The sequence below is a fragment of the Klebsiella electrica genome, from assembly GCF_006711645.1.
Classification (GTDB): domain Bacteria; phylum Pseudomonadota; class Gammaproteobacteria; order Enterobacterales; family Enterobacteriaceae; genus Klebsiella; species Klebsiella electrica.
In genome coordinates this window covers 2,191,870-2,213,297 of sequence record NZ_CP041247.1, presented here as the reverse complement: position 1 = coordinate 2,213,297, position 21,428 = coordinate 2,191,870, and the positions used below count along the sequence as shown (strand labels likewise).

General features: G+C 55.7%; 19 protein-coding genes, 1 other RNA gene and 1 pseudogene. 9 read left to right on the top strand and 12 right to left on the bottom strand.

What is annotated here, in order from left to right:
• Positions 1-293 precede the first annotated feature (293 nt).
• A complete protein-coding gene (locus tag Electrica_RS10490) occupies positions 294-611 on the top strand; it encodes a hypothetical protein (RefSeq protein WP_100683575.1) in 318 nt (105 codons plus the stop codon).
• Positions 612-771: 160 nt separating this feature from the next.
• On the opposite strand, the gene Electrica_RS10485 is transcribed toward Electrica_RS10490, so the two are convergent.
• Positions 772-1,020, bottom strand: coding sequence for a GlsB/YeaQ/YmgE family stress response membrane protein (locus Electrica_RS10485; RefSeq protein ID WP_100683574.1), 249 nt, complete (start codon positions 1,018-1,020; stop codon positions 772-774).
• A gap of 166 nt (positions 1,021-1,186) precedes the next feature.
• On the opposite strand from Electrica_RS10485, the gene Electrica_RS10480 reads away from it, so the two are divergent.
• Entirely contained in the window at positions 1,187-1,375 is a 189-nt protein-coding gene (locus tag Electrica_RS10480) for a YegP family protein (RefSeq protein ID WP_141964424.1), read from the top strand.
• Positions 1,376-1,449: 74 nt separating this feature from the next.
• Here the strand turns inward: Electrica_RS10480 and menI are convergent, their stop codons facing one another.
• Positions 1,450-1,860 carry a 1,4-dihydroxy-2-naphthoyl-CoA hydrolase gene (gene menI / locus Electrica_RS10475; protein ID WP_141964423.1) on the bottom strand — a complete coding sequence of 137 codons (411 nt, stop codon included), beginning with the start codon at positions 1,858-1,860 and terminating at the stop codon, positions 1,450-1,452.
• Entirely contained in the window at positions 1,857-4,913 is a 3,057-nt protein-coding gene (gene ydiJ / locus Electrica_RS10470; protein ID WP_141964422.1) for a D-2-hydroxyglutarate dehydrogenase YdiJ, read from the bottom strand. The genes menI and ydiJ overlap by 4 nt, the downstream gene beginning before the upstream one ends.
• A 370-nt stretch (positions 4,914-5,283) precedes the next feature.
• Between ydiJ and ydiK the strand changes: the two genes are divergently transcribed.
• Both ydiK and rprA read left to right on the top strand, forming a co-directional pair.
• Positions 5,284-6,408, top strand: a complete 1,125-nt coding sequence (ydiK, locus tag Electrica_RS10465) for an AI-2E family transporter YdiK (RefSeq protein WP_131047909.1) — start codon at positions 5,284-5,286, stop codon at positions 6,406-6,408.
• Between the two features lie 174 nt (positions 6,409-6,582).
• An RNA gene (gene rprA / locus Electrica_RS10460) (antisense sRNA RprA) lies at positions 6,583-6,690 on the top strand.
• 130 nt (positions 6,691-6,820) lie between these two features.
• On the opposite strand, the gene ppsA is transcribed toward rprA, so the two are convergent.
• A complete protein-coding gene (gene ppsA, locus Electrica_RS10455; protein WP_141964421.1) occupies positions 6,821-9,199 on the bottom strand; it encodes a phosphoenolpyruvate synthase in 2,379 nt (792 codons plus the stop codon).
• 76 nt (positions 9,200-9,275) lie between these two features.
• Here ppsA and Electrica_RS28410 point away from each other — a divergent pair.
• The 4 genes and pseudogenes from Electrica_RS28410 to hemP all read left to right on the top strand — a co-directional run.
• Positions 9,276-9,392: pseudogene (locus Electrica_RS28410) on the top strand (hypothetical protein); the annotation flags it as partial.
• Between the two features lie 148 nt (positions 9,393-9,540).
• Positions 9,541-10,374, top strand: coding sequence for a posphoenolpyruvate synthetase regulatory kinase/phosphorylase PpsR (gene ppsR / locus Electrica_RS10445; RefSeq protein WP_100683568.1), 834 nt, complete (start codon positions 9,541-9,543; stop codon positions 10,372-10,374).
• Positions 10,375-10,529: 155 nt separating this feature from the next.
• On the top strand, positions 10,530-11,576 hold the full coding sequence (gene aroH, locus Electrica_RS10440; RefSeq protein WP_131047907.1) for a 3-deoxy-7-phosphoheptulonate synthase AroH: 1,047 nt from the start codon (positions 10,530-10,532) through the stop codon (positions 11,574-11,576).
• A 163-nt stretch (positions 11,577-11,739) separates the two neighbouring features.
• Entirely contained in the window at positions 11,740-11,919 is a 180-nt protein-coding gene (gene hemP / locus Electrica_RS10435; RefSeq protein ID WP_160704874.1) for a hemin uptake protein HemP, read from the top strand.
• A 44-nt stretch (positions 11,920-11,963) separates the two neighbouring features.
• On the opposite strand, the gene selO is transcribed toward hemP, so the two are convergent.
• The 4 genes from selO to Electrica_RS10415 form a co-directional block, all read right to left on the bottom strand.
• Positions 11,964-13,406 carry a protein adenylyltransferase SelO gene (gene selO / locus Electrica_RS10430; RefSeq protein WP_141964420.1) on the bottom strand — a complete coding sequence of 481 codons (1,443 nt, stop codon included), beginning with the start codon at positions 13,404-13,406 and terminating at the stop codon, positions 11,964-11,966.
• Between the two features lie 115 nt (positions 13,407-13,521).
• The gene (locus Electrica_RS10425; protein WP_100683564.1) at positions 13,522-13,986 is read right to left on the bottom strand and encodes an NlpC/P60 family protein; all 465 of its coding nucleotides are present in this window, start codon (positions 13,984-13,986) and stop codon (positions 13,522-13,524) included.
• 81 nt (positions 13,987-14,067) lie between these two features.
• The gene (btuD, locus tag Electrica_RS10420) at positions 14,068-14,817 is read right to left on the bottom strand and encodes a vitamin B12 ABC transporter ATP-binding protein BtuD (RefSeq protein ID WP_131047904.1); all 750 of its coding nucleotides are present in this window, start codon (positions 14,815-14,817) and stop codon (positions 14,068-14,070) included.
• Entirely contained in the window at positions 14,817-15,368 is a 552-nt protein-coding gene (locus Electrica_RS10415; protein ID WP_100683562.1) for a glutathione peroxidase, read from the bottom strand. The genes btuD and Electrica_RS10415 overlap by 1 nt, the downstream gene beginning before the upstream one ends.
• Positions 15,369-15,592: 224 nt before the next feature.
• On the opposite strand from Electrica_RS10415, the gene Electrica_RS10410 reads away from it, so the two are divergent.
• Positions 15,593-16,393: a MetQ/NlpA family ABC transporter substrate-binding protein gene (locus Electrica_RS10410; protein ID WP_131047903.1), complete on the top strand. Its 801-nt coding sequence runs from the start codon at positions 15,593-15,595 to the stop codon at positions 16,391-16,393.
• A gap of 48 nt (positions 16,394-16,441) precedes the next feature.
• Here the strand turns inward: Electrica_RS10410 and btuC are convergent, their stop codons facing one another.
• From btuC to pheS, 4 genes are all read right to left on the bottom strand, one after another.
• Positions 16,442-17,428, bottom strand: a complete 987-nt coding sequence (gene btuC / locus Electrica_RS10405) for a vitamin B12 ABC transporter permease BtuC (protein WP_131047902.1) — start codon at positions 17,426-17,428, stop codon at positions 16,442-16,444.
• A 239-nt stretch (positions 17,429-17,667) separates the two neighbouring features.
• Positions 17,668-17,967 carry an integration host factor subunit alpha gene (ihfA, locus tag Electrica_RS10400; protein ID WP_004102960.1) on the bottom strand — a complete coding sequence of 100 codons (300 nt, stop codon included), beginning with the start codon at positions 17,965-17,967 and terminating at the stop codon, positions 17,668-17,670.
• 4 nt (positions 17,968-17,971) lie between these two features.
• Positions 17,972-20,359, bottom strand: a complete 2,388-nt coding sequence (pheT, locus tag Electrica_RS10395; protein ID WP_141964419.1) for a phenylalanine--tRNA ligase subunit beta — start codon at positions 20,357-20,359, stop codon at positions 17,972-17,974.
• Between the two features lie 15 nt (positions 20,360-20,374).
• Positions 20,375-21,358, bottom strand: a complete 984-nt coding sequence (pheS, locus tag Electrica_RS10390; protein WP_004863355.1) for a phenylalanine--tRNA ligase subunit alpha — start codon at positions 21,356-21,358, stop codon at positions 20,375-20,377.
• Positions 21,359-21,428 lie beyond the last annotated feature (70 nt).

The window sequence follows — 21,428 nt, the reverse complement described above, 5'->3', positions numbered from 1 at the left end:
TGTACAATTCCTGCTTAAATTTCCTACAGTTCTCGACCCTGTGTCGGAGGCACTGCTTACATGGAGTTTGTCCGTACAGGATGATAGATATCAGTATTATGTCGATGTGCATGGTGGTACTGCTGGTTATGAGCGTATTGCTAAACTAGGTCAGCCACAGCCCCTGCTTCCCACATCGGAGCTTCACATTCGTGATGAAATGAGGAGTTTTAGAGGATTCGTCCGCAGTGGCATTGTTCAGCAACGGCGTTGCCTCTAAGATTTCAGCCATATTCCAGCGAGAGGTAACGAAGATGAAAGGAACAATCATTGCTCTGTTAGCCACCGTATCCATTGCCACAGCCAGCGCATTTGCAGCAGATAAAAATGACGTCCCTGCTCCCCCCGATAATCCGCCCGGACAGCCGATGATGGAAATGCCGCAAGGGCGTGGCCCAATGCCGATGCCTCTACCGCCATTGCCACCGCGAAAACCGCTATTATTCTCTGCAACGGTTGCCACCGATAACCCGGCCGAGACGATTAATAAACTGACCGCGCTGATCCCGACAGGGAGCGCTAAACATTATGAAGTGCGCGTGGAAGTCGTTCCTGTACCCGATATGCCCTGAATTATCCCGGCGACTCCCGGTATCATTGACCGGTTAATATCTGCGACATAAAAAAAGCTGCCAGTGAGCGTGGCAGCTTTTATTTTGCGTCTGATTTGGCGCTCAATGTCTATATCCTCACCGCCGATGGCGATGAGGATAGCGGTATGATGACGGGATATTAACTCTTAATCTTTCTGTAGATAAACAGGACGACTAATGCACCAATGACCGCCACTACAAAGCTGCCGAAATTAAAGCCATCGACCTTGCCGTAGCCAAAAAACGTACTGATCCAACCACCTACTACCGCACCAATGATGCCCAGAACAATAGTGACAATAAAGCCGCCGCCGTCTTTGCCTGGCATAATCCACTTAGCCAAAATACCGGCAATAAGACCAAAAATGACCCAGGAAATGATACCCATAGTTAACTCCGTCCTCTTCGTTACTCAAAAGTATTTCGTACTTAAAATAGTAGCATAAGTAACGTGAATAATTCATGAATTATATTTTTAGCGCCGCTGACTTGCTATATAAGCCGCTATGGTCTACATATCATGGTGTCGGTGCTAATGCACAAAGGGGTTAACAATGGGCTATTACGTGATTAAAAAATCTGAGAAAAGCGTTTCCCAGCCATGGTATTTCCTGCTAAAAGCAGATAATCATGAAACCATCGCCACCAGTGAAATGTATTCCTCGAAGGAGGCGGCGAAAAAAGGAATTGCTTCAGTGCAGAAGAATGGTCTCAGCGAAACGATTAAAGATGAAACACAATAAAATCCGCTGAATATAAGGGGAATAACATTCCCCTTATATTTGTACGAGAATCGCCTCAGCCCGCTGCGGCTCTCTCAGACTACCGCCGTGGTCAGGCGCGAGGAGCAGCATAAGCGCCGCTGTTCATCGAAGATTTCAATCTGCCACACCTGGTGGCGCGATCCGATATGCAGCGCTTTACAGACCCCTCTGACCCGGCCACTGCGCACCGAGCGAATGTGGTTGGCATTGACCTCCAGCCCTACCACCTTCTGCTCGCCTTCACTGCACAAATAGCCGGCAACCGAGCCCAGCGTTTCCGCTAGCACCACCGATGCTCCGCCATGTAGCAGACCAAACGGCTGATGCGTGCGGCTGTCCACCGGCATGGTGGCTTCGATGGTATCATCGGTGACGCTGTCAAAATGAATATCCAGCAGCCCGACCATATTGCCTTCACCCATGCGGTTAAGCTGTTCCAGCGTTGTCTGACGTTTCCAAATCATCCAATAATCTCCAGCAGCGCCTGCAGCGGATGGCGGACACCGCTGCCTTCAATGCGCTTCACCTGACTGCGACAGGAGTAGCCGGTCACCAGGCAACGGTTACGCGGTAGACGCTGAATCGCCTGTTGCCAGGAAAGCGCGTAGATATCCAGCGAGTTGGCATGGTTTTTCACCTCATGACCGTAGGTTCCGGCCATCCCACAACAGCCCACGCTGACGTTCTCCAGTTTCGCGCCAAAGCGTGCAAAAATTTCTGCCCACTGCTTCGGCGCAGCGGGGAGCGCCGTGACCTCGGTACAGTGGCCAAACAGATACCACGCTTCGCCGCCCTGCTCCTGCTCGCGAGCTTCCGGCAGCGCCTGCGGCAGCCACTCGTGCACCAGCATCACGCGGAAATCACCGCGTTTGTCGCCCAGGACCTGGTTGTACTCATCGCGATAGCACAGCACCAGCGCCGGATCGACCCCAACCATCGGCATGCCCAGTTGCGCCACGCGGTTAAGGAAATCTGCGGTTTTCTGCGCCGTGCGCGCAAAGCGCGAGAGGAATCCTTTGATATGCTGCGCCTTGCCGTTTGGCGAGAACGGCAGCAGTACCGGCTGGTAGCCGACTTTTTCCACCAGCCGGACAAAATCGGCCACCACCTGCGCGTCGTAATAGCTGGTGAACGGATCCTGCACCACCAGCACCATTTTGGCTTTCTGCGCGGCGCTGAGGGTTTCCAGCTGCTCCAGCGTCATGTTTGCCGAGCGATGTCCCACCATTCTCTGCTTCAGCGACGGCGTCGAGAGCAGCGGCAGATCCACCATCCCGATGTGCTTCTCCGACAGCTTGCGCATCCACGGCTGGTTAATAAAGAAGTTGAACGTCTTCGGCGCCTGGGCCATCAGCGGCGCATAGGATTCCACCGTCGCCACCAGATGATCGCGAACCGGCCGCAAATAGCGACTGTGGTACAGCTGCAGGAAGCGTGAACGAAATTCCGGGACATCGATTTTAATCGGACATTGGGTAGAGCACGCTTTACAGGCCAGGCAGCCGGACATCGCCTCTTTGACCTCATGGGAGAAGTCATATTCCCCCTTGCGCGCATGCCAGCTGTTACGGGTCCGCGCCACCAGCGTCCGCAGGCTGGCGCGTTTTTCCGGCAGATCTTTTTCCAGCTGATTGGGGTCGATGCCACGATCCGCCAGCAGGCGCAGCCATTCGCGCACCAGCGTTGCGCGCCCTTTCGGCGAGTGGATACGGTGATTGCTGACCTTCATCGACGGACACATCGGGCTTTTAACATCAAAGTTAAAGCACAGACCGTTGCCGTTACACTCCATCGCGCCACGCCATGCGCTGCGCACCGCGATAGGGATCTGGCGATCCCAGGTGCCGCGCTTCACGGCATCCACCTTCATCATCGGCGCATCTACGCCTTCCGGCGGACAGATTTTCCCCGGGTTAAGACGGTTGTGCGGATCGAACGCCGCTTTGACTTTTCGCAGCTCGCCGTAAAGCTCTTCGCCAAAGAATGCCGGACTGTACTCGGCGCGGAAGCCCTTGCCGTGTTCACCCCACAGCAGGCCGCCGTATTTCGCGGTCAGCGCCACGACCTCATCAGAGATCTGCTTCATCAGCACTTCTTGCCGCGGATCGCACATATCCAGCGCCGGACGCACGTGCAGAACGCCAGCGTCCACATGGCCAAACATGCCGTAGCTCAGACCGTGGCTGTCGAGCAGCGCGCGGAACTCGACGATGTAATCGGCAAGATGTTCCGGCGGTACGCAGGTATCTTCCGCAAAGGGAATCGGCTTGGCGGCGCCTTTGGCATTCCCCAGCAGCCCCACCGCTTTTTTACGCATCGCGTAGATGCGCTCAACGCCGTCCAGTTCGTGACAGACCTGCCAGCCGATGACGCCCGCTTCATTGGCGGCAATCAGCTCATCAAGACGCTGACACAGCGTAGTTACCTGGTTATCGATAAGCGCGGCGTCATCACCGGCGAATTCGACAATATTCAGTCCCAGCATCTCTTTATGCGGGACATCGGTAATCAACTCGCTGACCGAATGCCAGACGATATCTTCACGCGCCAGGTTAAGGACTTTTGAATCGACGGTTTCCACCGACAGCGCTTTCGCCTCGACCATAAACGGCGCATTGCGCAGCGCGGAGTCAAACGAATCGTATTTGATGTTCACCAGACGGCGGACTTTCGGCAGACGGGTAATATCGAGACGCGCTTCGGTGATAAAGGCCAGCGTCCCTTCCGAACCGGTGAGAATTCGGGTCAGATCGAACTCGCTCATGTCATCATTAAAGACGTGGCGCAGGTCATATCCGGTCAGGAAGCGGTTAAGTTTCGGAAATTTATCGATGATCAGCTGACGTTGCGCTTTGCAGCGCTGAAAGACCGTCCGGTAAATCCGTCCAATCGCCGACTGTTCGCGGCTTAGCGTCTCCGCCAGGGCAACGGGCATCGCCTGGGTATCGAGAATATCGCCGCCCATCAGCACCGAACGAACGCCCAGTACATGGTCTGAGGTTTTGCCATAAACCAATGACCCCTGACCGGAGGCATCGGTGTTGATCATCCCCCCCAGGGTGGCGCGGTTGCTGGTGGAAAGCTCCGGGGCAAAAAAGTAACCGTACGGTTTAAGATACTGGTTCAGCTGATCTTTAATCACGCCGGCTTCGACACGAACCCATCCCTCTTGCGGGTTGATTTCGAGTATGCGGTTCATATGGCGGGACATATCGACGATGATCCCCGCATTCAGCGCCTGGCCGTTGGTCCCGGTGCCGCCGCCGCGCGGGGTAAAGACCAGCGATTTGAAGCGTTCTTCGGCGGCGAGTCGCGCCAGCAGGACGACATCCGCCGTCGAGCGGGGAAATAAAATCGCATCCGGCAACAGCTGATAAACGCTGTTATCTGTCGCCATTGTTAGCCTGTCGGCATAGCTGGTGGCGGTATCGCCGGTAAATCCTTGTTGCTCCAGTACCTGCAAAAAATTCAATACCAGTTGAACGACACCTGGTGCTTGAGAAATTTGTGGGATCATAACGCTTGACCCTGCCTGACTATGTTGTGTTGTAGAGATGTCATCCTTCAGACTGCCTCGTGTTGGCGCATTCGCTGCCGAATCCTTGCGTGAAGCTGACCCTGGCGGGTAATACAAACCACGTTCACCACGCCGGGCAAAAATAGCCTGCAAGCCGGGAGTCGGCCGCCACCTCGCTGCGTCCGGATGATTTGGTGTATGGATAACTAAACGATTGCGTGGCGCAGTCAACTTTTTATCACATTTTTTTCATATGCGCCCACGAGATTTATGTGCAAAATCAGGCCCGTGAAATTATTGATATTATTATCAGTATATGGATTTACGCGGCGCCAACATTCTGACGCGACTGGAAAGGTAAAATTTCATTATGATTAACGCTCGCCAACCTCGGGATATACCGCAAATTCTGCTGTCGGTGCTGTTCTTATCCCTGATAATTATCTCCTGTCTGTGGGTGGTGCAACCCTTTATTCTGTCCTTCGCCTGGGCAGGCACCGTCGTCATCGCCACCTGGCCCGTTCTGCTGCGTCTGCAGCGTTTGCTGTTTGGTAAACGCGCCCTCGCCGTGCTGGTTATGACCGTCTTACTGTTTTTACTGTTCGTCATCCCCATTGCGCTGCTGGTAAATAGCCTGGTCGATAACAGCATTCCGCTGATAAAACTCATCTCCGCCGGGAATGTGACGCTGCCGGATTTGGCGTGGCTTAATAGCGTTCCGCTGATTGGCGACAAGCTGTACGCGGCCTGGCACGGTCTGCTGGATATGGGCGGCGCGGCCATCATGGCCAAAATTCGTCCCTATATCGGCACCACCACCACCTGGTTCGTCGGTCAGGCGGCGCATATCGGCAAACTGCTGGTCTACTGTGGTCTGATGCTGTTGTTCAGCGCCCTGCTGTACTGGCAGGGTGAGAAAGTCGCCTATGGGTTCCGTTATTTCGCAACGCGTCTGGCGGCAAAACGCGGCGATGCGGCGGTGCTGCTGGCCGGTCAGGCCATTCGCGCCGTGGCGCTGGGCGTGGTGGTGACCGCGCTGGTTCAGGCGGTGCTCGGAGGGATTGGTCTGGCGATTAGCGGCGTCCCTTACGCTGCGCTGCTGACCGTGGTCATGATCTTCACCTGTCTGGTACAGCTGGGGCCATTGATTGTCCTGATCCCTTCGATTATCTGGCTCTACTGGAGCGGAGATACCACCTGGGGCACGGTGCTACTGGTGTGGAGCTGCGTGGTGGGCACCATGGATAACGTTATTCGCCCGATGCTGATTCGTATGGGCGCCGACCTGCCGATGATTCTGATTCTCTCCGGCGTTATCGGCGGGCTGATCGCCTTCGGGATGATTGGCTTGTTTATCGGTCCGGTGCTGCTTGCCGTCTCCTGGCGCCTGTTTGATGCCTGGTTGCAGGAGGTTCCACCGCCGCCGAAAGATCCCGATCAGGTACTGGCGGAACTTGAAGCGTTAAATGTCAGTAATATCAACAACCAAAAGTAAAAAATCGAGGCGGGGAAACCCGCCTTAATCATAAGAAAAACTGATAAAAATAATTCACTCCTCCCCCCGCTATCCCCCTCTCTCATGAGATGCAATCGGCATATTCTTCACACCCGTTTAACTATTGGGATGAATCCGATCGACGCAAAAACAGGCTGTGTCTACTATTAGGGCACGGTTATAGATCAACACCTTGATTTATAAGCATGGAAATCCCCTGAGTGAAACAACGAATTGCTGTGTGTAGTCTTTGCCCATCTCCCACGATGGGCTTTTTTTTACTTCGAATCCGTGAGCCGCAGACCGCTATTTTTACGGTTTGCAGGTACGGCCGTCACTGGCGGACGGCAGACGCTGAAAATAAAAAATCCCCGCCATTGCTGACGGGGATCGGCTGATTGAAAACGAGGGCTTACTTATTCATTTCAGCCAGACCAAGCCAGGTTTGCACCACGGTATCCGGGTTCAGGGACAGGCTGTCAATCCCCTCCTCCATCAGCCATGCGGCAAAATCTTCGTGGTCAGAAGGGCCCTGGCCGCAAATGCCGACGTATTTACCCTGCTTCTTCGCTGCGCGAATCGCCATCGACAGCAGCGCTTTCACCGCGTCGTTACGTTCGTCAAACAGCTCAGAGACCACGCCGGAGTCGCGATCGAGGCCAAGCGCCAGTTGGGTCATGTCGTTCGAGCCGATGGAGAAACCGTCAAAGTGCTCGAGGAACTGTTCGGCCAGCAGCGCATTCGACGGGATTTCGCACATCATAATGATTTTCAGACCGTTTTCGCCGCGCTTGAGTCCCTGGCGCGCCAGCTCTTCAACCACCGCTTTCGCCTGGGCGACGGTGCGGACAAACGGCACCATGATTTCGACGTTGTTCAGCCCCATATCGTTGCGCACGCGTTTCACCGCATCACACTCCAGCGCGAAACAATCGCGGAAGCTATCGGAGACGTAACGACCGGCGCCGCGGAAGCCCAGCATCGGGTTTTCCTCTTCCGGCTCATAACGCTCGCCGCCCACCAGGTTGGCGTATTCGTTAGATTTGAAGTCGGACAGACGCACGATGACCCGCTTCGGATAGAACGCCGCGCCAAGGGTCGCAATCCCTTCGGTCAGACGACCGACGTAAAACTCTCTCGGCGAGTCGTAGCCTTTCATCAACTCGCGGATTTCGTTCTGCAGCGCGGGCTCCTGATCGTCAAACTCAAGCAGCGCGCGCGGGTGGACGCCAATCATGCGGTTGATGATGAACTCCAGACGCGCCAGCCCCACGCCTTCGTTCGGCAGACAAGCGAAGTCGAATGCGCGATCCGGGTTACCGACGTTCATCATGATTTTCAGCGGCAGGTCCGGCATTTCCCCCACGCTTGAACTCTTAATGCTGAAGTCGAGCAGCTCGGCGTAGACGTAGCCGGTATCGCCTTCGGCACAGGAGACGGTCACGTTCTGGTTTTCCTGGATGCGGTCGGTCGCGTCACCGCAGCCAACGACCGCCGGAATCCCCAGCTCGCGGGCAATAATCGCCGCGTGACAGGTACGGCCGCCGCGGTTGGTGACAATTGCCGAGGCTTTCTTCATGATCGGTTCCCAGTCCGGGTCGGTCATGTCGGTCACCAGCACATCGCCGGGCTCGATACGGTTCATTTCACTGATATCGTGAATCACTTTTACCGGGCCGGCGCCGATACGATGGCCGATAGCGCGGCCTTCCGCCACAATCTGCCCTTGCGTATGCAGGGTGTAGCGCTCCATCACCTGACCGCGCGAGCGGACGGTCTCCGGACGCGCCTGAACGATGAACAGCTCACCGGTGTGGCCATCTTTCGCCCATTCGATATCCATCGGACGGCCGTAGTGTTTCTCAATCTGCACCGCCTGCTGCGCCAGCTCCTGCACTTCCTCGTTAGTTAACGAGAAAATATCGCGCTGCGCCTGCGGAACGTCTTCGATACGCACCTGCTTGCCGTGCTCCTGGGTCGGGGCATAAACCATGCGAATTTTTTTCGATCCCATGGTGCGACGCACGATGGCCGGACGACCCGCCGCCAGCGTCGGTTTATGCACATAGAACTCATCCGGGTTGACCGCGCCCTGCACCACCATTTCGCCGAGGCCCCAGGCGGAGGTAATAAATACCACCTGGTCAAAGCCGGACTCGGTATCAATGGAGAACATCACGCCGGATGAGGCGAGGTCGGAGCGCACCATCCTTTGTACCCCGGCGGATAGCGCCACGCCGCGATGGTCATAACCCTGATGCACGCGATAGGAGATCGCGCGATCGTTAAACAGCGAAGCAAACACGTGCTTCACCGCGACGAGCACGGCATCAAAGCCCTGCACGTTGAGGAATGTCTCTTGCTGCCCGGCGAAGGAGGCATCCGGCATGTCTTCCGCCGTCGCGGACGAACGCACGGCAAAAGAGGCCTCGGCATTGTCCGCGGACAGCTGTCGATAGGCATCACGAATCGCGTCTTCCAGTTCGCTCTGGAACGGCGTATCAATGATCCACTGACGGATCTGGGCGCCCGCTTTCGCTAATGCGGAAACGTCGTCAATGTCGGTTTCATCCAGCAGTTCATAAATGTGCTGGTTAACACCGCTTTGGTCCAGGAACTGATTGAAGGCATCAGCGGTGGTGGCAAACCCGTTCGGTACGGAAACACCCATACCGGACAGATTCGTAATCATTTCACCAAGGGAGGCATTTTTGCCCCCAACTCTGTCTACATCATTCATGCCGAGTTGGTTATACCAAAGCACCAGCGGTGACGAGCCATTGTTGGACATCGAGACAATCCTTTTGTGATTTAATACCAGTGATAAAAAACTCACGATCAACTACGGGATTTATCCTGACATATTTATGCGACTTAAAAAAACGGTGAATCGTTCAAGCAAATTATTTTTCGTTTTTCAGGATACTTTACCCGATATACCTAACCCAATGATTCTGCTTAAATCTGCTGCAATAAGATACAAAATTCCGGCAAAACAGAAAACTGAACCGGCCTTTTCATTAAAAATAAAAATACCGTTTCATTTTTTAAAGTGAGACAAAGCCTAAAGGGATATGCTTAAATTTAATTTCTGCTTTCAGATAATTAAACTCATTATACCGGATGGTCAAAATGGAAAGTGCTGTAGATCGCCACGTATTTTATATTTCTGACGGTACCGCCATTACGGCTGAAGTACTGGGGCATGCGGTGATGTCGCAATTCCCGGTCGCTATCAGCAGTCTTACGCTGCCGTTTGTCGAAAATATCAGCCGCGCGCGGGCAGTAAAGGAACAAATTGACGCCATCTATCAGCAGACCGGCGTGCGACCGCTGGTTTTCTACTCCATCGTTATCCCTGAAATTCGCGATATTATTTTGCAAAGTGAAGGATTTTGTCAGGATATCGTACAGGCGCTGGTGGCGCCGCTTCAGCAGGAGCTACGACTCGACCCGACGCCAATCGCTCACCGGACCCATGGCCTGACGCCGGGTAACCTCAACAAATACGATGCCCGTATTGCGGCGATTGATTACACCCTCGCCCATGACGACGGCATCTCGCTACGTAATCTTGATCAGGCGCAGGTCATTTTGCTGGGCGTCTCGCGCTGCGGCAAAACCCCGACCAGTCTTTACCTGGCGATGCAGTACGGTATCCGCGCGGCAAACTACCCGTTTATCGCCGACGATATGGACAACCTGATCCTCCCCGCCTCCCTCAAACCCTTACAACATAAGTTGTTCGGTTTAACCATTAATCCGGAGCGGCTGGCGGCGATCCGCGAAGAACGTCGTGAGAACAGCCGCTATGCGTCGATGCGCCAGTGCCGCATGGAGGTGACCGAGGTGGAGGCCCTGTATCGCAAGAATAAAATTCCGTGCCTGAACAGCACCAATTATTCAGTGGAAGAAATGGCGACTAAAATCATGGACATCATGGGACTGAGTCGCAAAATGTACTAATGAACTAGTGCATTGGAGAAAATTTGTTTATGCTATCGCCCGTGGCCCATACAGGATCATGACCTGTCCTTGCAATAAACAGGGATTGGTTTATCGTGATGCGCATCACTTCCCGGCATTTTCGCCGCGGAAGAAACAGATTTTTTGAGACTCCAATGAACAGAACAGATGAATTGCGTACCGCGCGCATTGAAAGCCTGGTGACGCCCGCGGAACTGGCGCAGCGGCATCCCGTCTCTGCCGACGTTGCGGCGCACGTCGCCGCCTCCCGCCGCCGGATTGAAAAGATCCTCAACGGGGAAGATAGCCGTTTACTGGTGATTATCGGACCGTGTTCCATCCATGATACCGACGCGGCGATGGACTACGCGCGCCGCCTGCAGGGGATGCGCGAGCGCTACCAGCCGCAGCTGGAAATCGTCATGCGCACCTACTTTGAAAAGCCGCGCACCGTTGTCGGCTGGAAAGGGTTAATTTCCGATCCTGACCTTAACGGCAGCTATCGGGTGAATCACGGTCTTGCGCTGGCGCGTCGGCTGCTGCTACAGGTCAACGAGCTGGGGGTTCCCACCGCCACCGAATTTCTCGATATGGTGACCGGGCAGTTTATTGCCGACCTGATAAGCTGGGGCGCCATCGGCGCGCGCACCACCGAAAGCCAGATCCACCGGGAAATGGCCTCCGCGCTCTCCTGTCCGGTCGGCTTCAAGAACGGTACCGATGGCAACACCCGTATCGCTGTCGACGCCATCCGCGCATCCCGCGCCAGCCATATGTTCCTGTCGCCGGATAAGCAGGGACAGATGACCATCTATCAGACCAGCGGCAACCCGTACGGGCATATCATCATGCGCGGCGGCAAACAGCCGAACTACCATGCTGAAGATATCGCCGCCGCCTGCGATGCGCTGCGTGAATTTGACCTGCCGGAACAGCTGGTGGTTGATTTCAGCCACGGCAACTGCCAGAAGCAGCACCGCCGTCAGCTGGAGGTGTGCGCCGATATCTGCCAGCAGATTCGCGCCGGTTCCACATCGATTGCCGGCATCATGGCCGAAAGCTTCCTGCGGGAAGGCACGCAGAAAGTGGTGGCCGGGCAACCGCTGACGCGCGGCCAGTCCATCACCGATCCTTGCCTGAGCTGGGAAGATAGCGAACGTTTGCTGGCCGAACTGGCCGCAGCAACCGCTACCCGCCTGTAGTCCCCGCCCCCGCCACGCCGTGGTGGGGGAGATTCTCTCCGCACAATCTGACGCACACTCCCAAAAAACAGGGTTTTGACAAATAACGCTTGCCGTGAAAATTAACATTACTGATAATGATTATCATTGTTTCTTTTATTTTTATTTTGGTGCTATGACGCGTATGGATAACACTGCCACAGCAGAAAAAACAAAAGACAATGCCCCTTACCCCATGCCCACGGACCGTAAGATCAACAGTCACACCCTACTCGGCGCTGAAGGCCGGGTGGTGATTGAACACGGGGGCCAGCGCTACTTGCTGCGCCAGACCCATGCGGGGAAACTGATTCTGACTAAATAGGACGGTCTCCGCCCGTGGGCACGGAGAAAGTCCGCAAGATAAGGTCAGCTGGAACAGCTGACTTCCAGACGCCTTCCCCAGTCGGGCGGACGGTTGACATAATCATCGTCCCGGTCTGTAAACGGCTGACTTAACGCTTCATGCAGGCGCGCCAGTTCGCTCATCTCCCCTTGTTCTGCCTGCTCGATAGCCCGTTGTGCCAGCCAGTTGCGTAACACCAGCACCGGGTTAACGCTCTGCATCTGCTGCTGGCGCTGCGCATCATCGATCGCCTCATCGCGCAGGCGCGCGCGATAGTTTGCGAACCAGCTATCGAAGGCCGCGCGATCGATAAACTCATCGCGCAGCGGCGACGCCGCGCTGTGTTGTTCACTCACGCTCAGCATGCGAAACGTCCGGGTGTAATCGCTGCCTTCCCGTATCATCAGCGCAAACAGCCCATCCAGCAGGTCGTTATCGCCTTTCTGCTGGGTGAACAGACCCAGCTTATCGCGCATCCGGCGGCCGTATACCGTCAGCAGGGCATGCTGGTAGTCATCCAGCGCGGCATTAAGCGCATCCACCGCAATAAACGGCGACAGCGACTGCGCGAGACGTTGTAAATTCCACAGGCCAACCGCCGGCTGGTTTTCAAAGCTGTAGCGGCCCTGATAATCGGAATGGTTGCAGATAAAATCGGGTTTGAAGTCGTCCAAGAAGCCGTAGGGGCCGTAGTCCATCGTCAGTCCAAGAATCGACATATTATCGGTGTTCATCACCCCATGAGCGAAGCCTACCGTCTGCCAGCTGGCGATCAGCGTCGCCGTTCGCGTGACAACGTCACGGAACCATAAAACGTATTTATCGGCTTCATCCACCAGCGCTGGCCAGTGGTGACGAATCACGTAGTCGGCCAGCTGTTGTACCTTTTGCGGCTCACGGCGATAATAAAAATGTTCAAAATGGCCGAAACGCACGTGGCTTTCGGCCAGGCGCAGCAACATCGCGCCGCTTTCCAGCGTTTCGCGTTGCACGGGGGTTTCGCTGGCGACCATGGCGAGCGCGCGCGTCGTCGGGATCCCCAGCGCATGCATGGCTTCCGAGGCCAGACTTTCGCGGATCGTCGAACGCAGCACCGCTCGCCCGTCGCCCATTCGCGAATAGGGCGTCAGTCCGGCGCCCTTGAGGTGCCAGTCCAGGCGGCGGCCGTCCGGCAACTGCTGTTCAGCCAGCAAAATCCCCCGGCCATCACCAAGCTGGCCGGCCCAGGCGCCAAACTGATGGCCGCTGTAAACCTGCGCCAGCGGCGACATGCCGGGCAGCAGCGTTTCACCGCCCCACACGCCGGCGCCCTGCGCCGGATGAAACAGCGCCTCTGGAATACCCAGGGTTTGCGCCAGCGGCGCATTGTGCCAGACAAGTCGGGCATTTTTCAGCGGGGTGGGCGCTAAAGCGGTATAGAAATCCGGCAGTTCATCACGCCAGTGGGTAGTAAAAGACAGGGTCATGGTTCCTCCTCTCTCCAGTGTAGTGCCTTCAACACGGTATTAACACGGGAGAACCGCAGGGTTATCGACATAAAAAAGGGAAGCCAGTGCTTCCCCTTCGCTACGACGTCCGTCGCTATATCCTGCGGGCCTGCCAGAATTTCTTGTTCCAGTAGACGTTATTCAGGGAAGAGCGCGTCACCCCCTGGCTGGTCGAGGCATGGATAAACTGATTGTCGGTATCGTAGATGCCCACATGCAGACCGCTGTCGCCGGAACCGGTTTTGAAAAAGACCAGATCCCCCGGTAACAACTCGCTTTTATCAATTTTAGTGCCAATCTCTGCCTGATCGCGAGTTTCACGTGGCAATTGCAGGGCAAACTTATCGCGGAAGGTCATGACGACAAACCCGGAACAATCGACCCCGCGCGGAGACATACCGCCATAGCGATACGGCGCGCCCCGCCAGTTGCGCAGCTGTTCGTTCAGGTTGGCGATAACGGTAATGGAATCTGCAAGCCGCGGATTCGGCGGCGGCGCCCGGTGGTGGCTGCAGCCAGCCAGCAATAGCGCCGCCAGTAAAATGAACCACAAACGCATCTCAGACGATTCCTCTGTTCCTTATCATTTCGTCAGGATAATTTAGCTGGTTTATCAATGCACTGGCAAGGTTGCTTCGTGCTACTGTGACGCCACGAGCATAAAATGACCGGCGACCGCGATGCGTTGAAAAGGAATCGCGTAGGCCGCGGTTAAGTTTTCTTCGGTTAGCACCGCCGATGTCTCACCGCAGGCAATGGCCTGTCCCCGGCAGATAAGCCAGGATTGATGCGCGTGTCGCAGGGTATGGTTAAGATCGTGACTGCTCATCACCACCGCCACGCCCGACTCGCACAGTTCGCCGAGCACCCGATCGAGCGCCGCCTGCTGCGCCACGTCCAGGCTATTCATCGGTTCATCCAGCACCAGCAGTTGCCCCGCCGGATTCGCCAGCGGATGAACCTGCAGAATGACCGCCGCCAGGCGCACGCGCTGCCACTCGCCGCCAGAGATATGATTCACCTGGCGCCCGAGCTTATCGCTCAGGCCCAGCTTACCGGCAATGCTGCCGAGCAGTTCGCTTTGCCCGCCCTGCTGCAGATGCAACGACAGGTAGTGCCATACCGGCATGGCGAAAGGCGGCATCTGGTGCTGGCTCAGGTAGGCCCGGTGGCGCGCCAGCTCCTGAGCCGACCACTGTTCCAGTTTACGTTGGTTGAAAACAACCTCTCCGGGACCTGCGGTCAGGCCTGCCATTCGCATCAGCAGCGTGCTTTTGCCTGCGCCGTTTGGCCCGACCAGATGGACCATTTCACCGGGACGGACCTGCGCGCTAAACGGCGCCAGACGCCCCGCCTCTTTGACATTACGCAGCTGCATCAAAAACGGCATTATTTCGCTAACGCCCCTTTAATGGCGGCCACCAGCTGCGGATCGTCCGGGGTCATATCCGGCGAGAAGCGCTGAATAACCTGGCCATCTTTGCCCAGCAGGAATTTTTCGAAGTTCCACAAAATGTCGCCGACGTTGGCTGGCGCCCGGCCTTTGCTTGCCATACGCTCGTAGAAACCGCTGCCTTCCGGCGCCACGGCCTGTGGCGCGACCGCAACCAGTTTCTGGTACAGCGGATGACGATGTTCCCCGTTGACGTCTACCTTGCTGAACAGCGGGAAAGTCACGCCATAGGTGGTACTGCAAAACGTCTTGATCTCCTCTTCGCTCCCTGGTTCCTGACCCAGAAACTGGTTGCACGGGAAGCCAAGTACGGTAAACCCGTCGTTTTCGAGATCTTTTTGCAATGTTTCGAGCTGCTCATACTGCGGCGTGAGACCACATTTTGACGCCACATTCACAATCAGCAAAACGCGACCGGCATAATCAGCCAGCGTCGTTTTTTGACCATCAATCGTGGTGACTTCAGTATTCAGAATATCGTGTTGCATAGCCTTCCCTCCGTCCATAAAGCAGGTTGCTGATTAAGGTGATCCCTATCTACTGTAGCGGATTCACGAGCGTTCATTGTACGTCGAATCGGCCGCCAGGAATACCGCGCCATAAAGGCCGGTAACATGAATTCCTCTCAATATGGTCAGCAGACAATTCAGTGTACAGTGTTAAACGGATGTAATAGCCTTTTGTTATGGACCCATTTGAGAGAGTTTTATAGATGAAAAAGTTGTTAAGTTCGGTATTAATCGCCACATCGGTAGTGTTGTTATCGGCCTGTTCTCCTGACGATAATAACAAAGTTAAGGTGGCGATTAACACCGGGCCGGATGAAGCTATCTGGAAAGTGGTTGAGCAGGTCGCGAAGGATAAATATAACCTCGACGTCGAGGTCATCTCTTTTAATGATTACGTCCTGCCTAATGAAGCGTTAAATAATAAAGACGTCGATGCGAATGCCTTCCAGACGCTGCCCTACCTTGAGGCTCAGTCGAAAGAACGCGGCTACAAGTTCGCCATCGTTGGTAAAACGTTTGTCTTCCCGATTGCCGCCTATTCGCGCAAAATTAAACATCTTAACGAGCTGCCGGACGGCGCAACGATAACTATCTCTAACGAAACCACGACCTTAGGCCGCAGCCTGCTCCTGCTGCAGGCGCAGGGCTTAATCAAGTTGAAAGAGGGAGTGGGCTATTTGCCGACCTCGCTGGATATTATCGACAACCCGAAACATTTGAAAATTGTTGAAGTCGATACGCCACAGCTGACCCGGACCCTCGACGATCCCAACGTCGCGCTGTCGATTATTAACACCAACTTCTCCGCGCAGGCGGGTCTCTCCGCCGCTCGCGATGGTTTATTTATGGAAGGACCTGACTCTCCGTATGTGAATGCCATCGTTTCACGTGAAGAGAATAAAGACAGTAAAAAGATTCAGGAGCTGAAAGAGGCCTTCCAGACTAAGGAAGTCGCGGATAAAGCGATGGAAGTGTACAAAGGCGATGCGATCAAAGGCTGGTAAGCCCCGCCCTCCCCTGGCGCAGCGATAATGGCTGCGCCAGCCTACCGCTTATTGCGAATGGGTAGATTTCAGCAGTAGCCAGATGAAAACCGGCGCGCCCAGCGTCGCGGTGACCACGCCGATCGGTAATTCCGCCGCCGACAGCGCCAGGCGGGCAATGATATCGGCGCCGAGCAGCGCACTGGCGCCAGCAAGCAGACAGGCCGGAAGCAGTACCCGATGATCGCTCAAGCCGCATAAGCGCAGAATATGCGGTATCACCAGCCCAATAAATCCGATTGCCCCCGCCAACGCCACGCTCACGCCAACCAACCATCCTGTCGCCACCACCAGCAGCCTGCGCCATAGCCAGAGAGGCAGTCCCAACTGACGGGCTGATACCTCACCCAGCGCGAGGAGATTCAGCGGCTGTGATTGCAGACACGCCCAGATAAGTACCGGCAACAGCGCCAGCATCAGCCACAGCTGCTGCCAGTCTACGCCGCCAAACCCGCCCATCATCCAGTACATAAGCTGGCGCAGATCGAACGAGGTGGAGAAATAGACCGCCCAGGTCATCAGCGCGCTACAGATAATGCCGAGCGCGACGCCCGCCAGCAGCAGACGGCTGGTTGACAGATGCCGGCGGGCAAAACGCAGCAGAATAAAGGTAATCACCAGCGCGCCGAGAATCGCGCACGGTCCCAGCGCCCAGCCCGGCAGATAGCCTTTGCCCAGCAATACCGCGGCAATTAACCCCACGCCAGCGCCGTTGGAGACGCCGAGCAGCCCCGGCTCCGCCAGCGGGTTTTCGAATAAGGCCTGCATGATAGCCCCGGAGAGCGCCAGCGCAGCCCCTACCAGCAGAACGGCCAAGGTACGCGGCAGACGAATCTGCCAGATAAACAGCTGCCCTTTGGCGCTGACCCACTCCTGCGGGCCAATCCACTGCTCTCCGGCGCAGAGACTGACGGTTATCATGGCGAGAAGCAACAGCAGGAGTGCAATGAGCCAGCGCCGGTTGCGGCGCTGTTGAGTTTGGGCAAAGGTCAGCATAATTTCCGTCATGCCAGAAAGAGATAGCGGTGATTTTACGGTGGCGACAGAGGTGAGAAAAGCAAAACCTCCCGCAGAGTAACAGATAACCGGCTGACCCGATGACCGACACGCGCGGTCGTCCAGGCGGGGATGGTGCACCCTGACATCCTCGTCGAAGTGAAGGTTATGGCCATAAGCAGTTAATTTTCAATGTAAAAGAAAAAGGCCGCATCAGCGGCCTTTTTAGTTAGTTCAGATTATTTGTCTCTGGGCGAAGCGTTTTCGACACGGCTTTTAAGTTTCTGGCCGGGTCTGAAGGTCACCACACGCCGGGCTGTAATGGGAATATCTTCCCCCGTTTTCGGGTTACGACCCGGGCGTTGGTTTTTATCCCGCAAATCGAAGTTGCCGAACCCGGAGAGTTTTACCTGTTCTCCGTTTTCCAGAGCACGACGCACCTCTTCGAAAAACAACTCTACCAGTTCTTTGGCATCCCGCTTGCTAAGCCCAAGCTTATCAAACAGATATTCTGACATTTCAGCTTTTGTAAGCGCCATAGGTTCAATCCCTCAATGATGCCTGGAATCGCTCTTTTAATGCCTCTACACATCTGGCAACGGTAGCGGCAATCTCCTCTTCTTCGAGTGTACGGCTGGTATCCTGCAGGATGAGGCTAATCGCAAGGCTCTTACTGCCTTCCGCCACCCCTTTACCACGGTACACGTCAAATAAGTTTACGCCAACTATCTGATTTACGCCAACTTTCTTACACTCTGTCAAAACATCGGCTGCGGGTACGTTTTCCGCAACGACAACGGCGATATCACGACGGTTCGCCGGGAAACGAGAAATCTCGCGCGCCTGAGGCACCACGCGGTCTGCAAGCTTGTTCCACTCCAGTTCGAACGCTAAAGTCCGACCGTTCAGATCCAGTTTACGTTCCAGTTCAGGATGAACAACCCCAATGAAACCAATACGTTCACCTTTCAGATAAATCGCCGCTGACTGCCCCGGATGCAGGGCTTTGTTCGCTTGCGCGCGGAATTCGATATCCGCTAATTTACCGGTCAGGTCGAGAATGGACTCCAGATCGCCTTTCAGATCATAGAAATCAACGGTCTCTTTTGCCAGATTCCAGTGCTCTTCGTCGCGGTTGCCGCAGATAACGCCAGCCAGCATCACGTCCTGACGAATGCCCAGTGGAGCCTGAGTATCCGGAACAAAGCGCAAACCGCTTTCAAAAATACGCACGCGGCTTTGCTGACGGTTTTGGTTGTACACGACCGTACCCAGCAGGCCGGTCAGCAGCGACAGACGCATCGCCGACATTTCGCTGGAGATTGGGCTTGGCAGAATCAGGGCTTCTTCACCCGGATGAACCAGCTGCTGCACTTTCGGGTCAACGAAGCTGTAGGTGATCACTTCCTGATAGCCTTTGTCGTTAAGCAGCGTTTTTACACGTTTCAGCGACAGATTCGCTTCGCGGTGGGTGCCCATAATCAGCCCCGCCTGCACCGGCCGGTCCGGAATATTGTTATAGCCGTAAACGCGAGCCACCTCTTCGACCAGGTCCTCTTCGATGGCAATATCGAAGCGCCAGCTCGGCGCGACGGCCTGCCATTCGCCTTCGCCAGCGGTCACCTCACAGCCCAGACGAGTCAGAATATCGCTGACCTGCGCATCATCAATATGATGGCCAATCAGACGATCCAGTTTGCTACGACGCAGGGTAATGGTCGCCGCCTTCGGCAGCGCAGCTTCGTTGCTCACATCGATAACCGGACCCGCTTCGCCGCCGCAGATATCGATCAGCAGGCGGGTTGCACGTTCCATCGCTTTATACTGCAGCGCGGGATCCACGCCGCGCTCATAGCGATGAGAGGCATCGGTGTGCAGACCGTGGCGACGCGCGCGGCCGGTGATGGACAGCGGGCTGAAGAATGCGCATTCCAGCAGCACGTTCTGCGTTTCGTCATTGACGCCAGAGTGTTCACCGCCAAAGATACCGCCCATCGCGAGCGCTTTGTGATGATCGGCAATGACCAGGGTATCGGTATCCAGTTTGGCTTCGCTACCGTCCAGCAGAACCAGTTTCTCACCCTCTTTCGCCATACGGACCACGATGCCGCCGTTGATGCGGTCGCAATCGAACGCATGCATCGGCTGACCCAGTTCGAGCAGCACATAGTTGGTGACGTCAACCACCGCATCGATAGAGCGAATACCGCAGCGACGCAGTTTCTCTTTCATCCACAGCGGGGTTGGCGCTTTCACATTGATACCCTTCACCACGCGGCCCAGGTAACGAGGACAGGCCTCTGGCGCTTCAACGCTGATAGGCAGCGTATCGGTAATGGTGGCGGCAACAGGGGTCATCTCCGGCGCGTTCAGCGGTTCTTTATTCAGAACGGCTACGTCGCGGGCGACGCCGATGATACCTAAGCAGTCCGCACGGTTCGGCGTGACGCTGATTTCGATAGTGTTATCGTCCAGCTGCAGGTATTCACGGATATCCGTGCCGATCGGCGCATCTGCCGGCAGCTCGATAATGCCGCTATGATCGTCGGAAACGCCCAGCTCAGAAAACGAGCACAGCATCCCTTCGGAAGGTTCACCGCGCAGTTTCGCGGCTTTAATTTTGAAGTCGCCCGGCAGCACGGCGCCGATGGTGGCAACCGCAACTTTCAGCCCCTGGCGGCAATTTGGCGCCCCGCAGACGATGTCCAGCAGACGTTCGCCGCCGACGTTGACTTTGGTGACGCGCAGTTTGTCGGCATTCGGGTGCTGGCCGCACTCAACCACTTCGCCCACCACAACGCCGTTGAAGCTACCGGCAACCGGCTCAACGCCGTCCACTTCGAGGCCGGCCATGGTAATCTGCTCGGACAGCGCTTCGCTGTCGATCGCCGGGTTAACCCACTCGCGTAACCACAGTTCACTGAATTTCATTGTTCTGTCCTGCCCTTATTTAAACTGTTTGAGGAAACGCAAATCGTTTTCGAAGAACGCACGTAAATCGGTCACGCCGTAGCGCAGCATCGTCAGACGCTCCATCCCCATGCCGAAGGCGAAACCGGAGTAGATTTCCGGATCAATGCCCACATTGCGCAGCACGTTCGGATGCACCATGCCGCAGCCGAGGACCTCCAGCCACTTGCCGTTTTTACCCATGACGTCAACTTCCGCGGACGGTTCGGTAAACGGGAAGTAGGACGGGCGGAAACGAATCTGCAGGTCTTCTTCGAAGAAGTTATTCAGGAAGTCGTGCAGCGTCCCTTTCAGATTGGTGAAGTTGATATTGGTATCAACAATCAGACCTTCCATCTGGTGGAACATCGGCGTGTGGGTCTGGTCGTAGTCGTTACGGTAAACGCGGCCCGGCGCAATAATGCGGATCGGCGGCTGCTGGTTTTCCATCGTACGAATCTGCACGCCGGAGGTTTGGGTACGCAGCAGACGCGTCGCATCAAACCAGAAGGTATCGTGATCGGCACGTGCCGGGTGGTGGCCCGGAATGTTCAGCGCATCAAAGTTGTGGTAGTCATCTTCGATTTCCGGACCGGTCGCTACGGTGAAACCAAGCTCACCGAAGAAGTGCTCAATGCGGTCGATGGTCCGCGTCACCGGATGCAGCCCGCCGTTCTCGATACGACGACCCGGCAGAGAGACATCGATAGTCTCTGCGGCCAGACGCGCATTCAGCGCTGCGCCTTCCAGATCCGCTTTACGCGCGTTAAGCGCCTGCTGAACCTGCTCTTTCGCTTCGTTGATGACCGCACCAGCCGCCGGACGCTCTTCTGGCGGCAGCTCACGCAGGGTCGTCATCTGAAGGGTCAGATGCCCTTTCTTCCCCAGGTATTCCACGCGGACGTTGTCCAGCGCGGCAACATCTGATGCCTCATTAATGGCTGCCTTCGCACTGGCAACCAGCTCTGCGAGATGTGACATGGTTTTCCTCATTATGTCGGTGCAGACACCGGTTATGGTCATTATTTTATTCTGACTATTTCGAGTTACA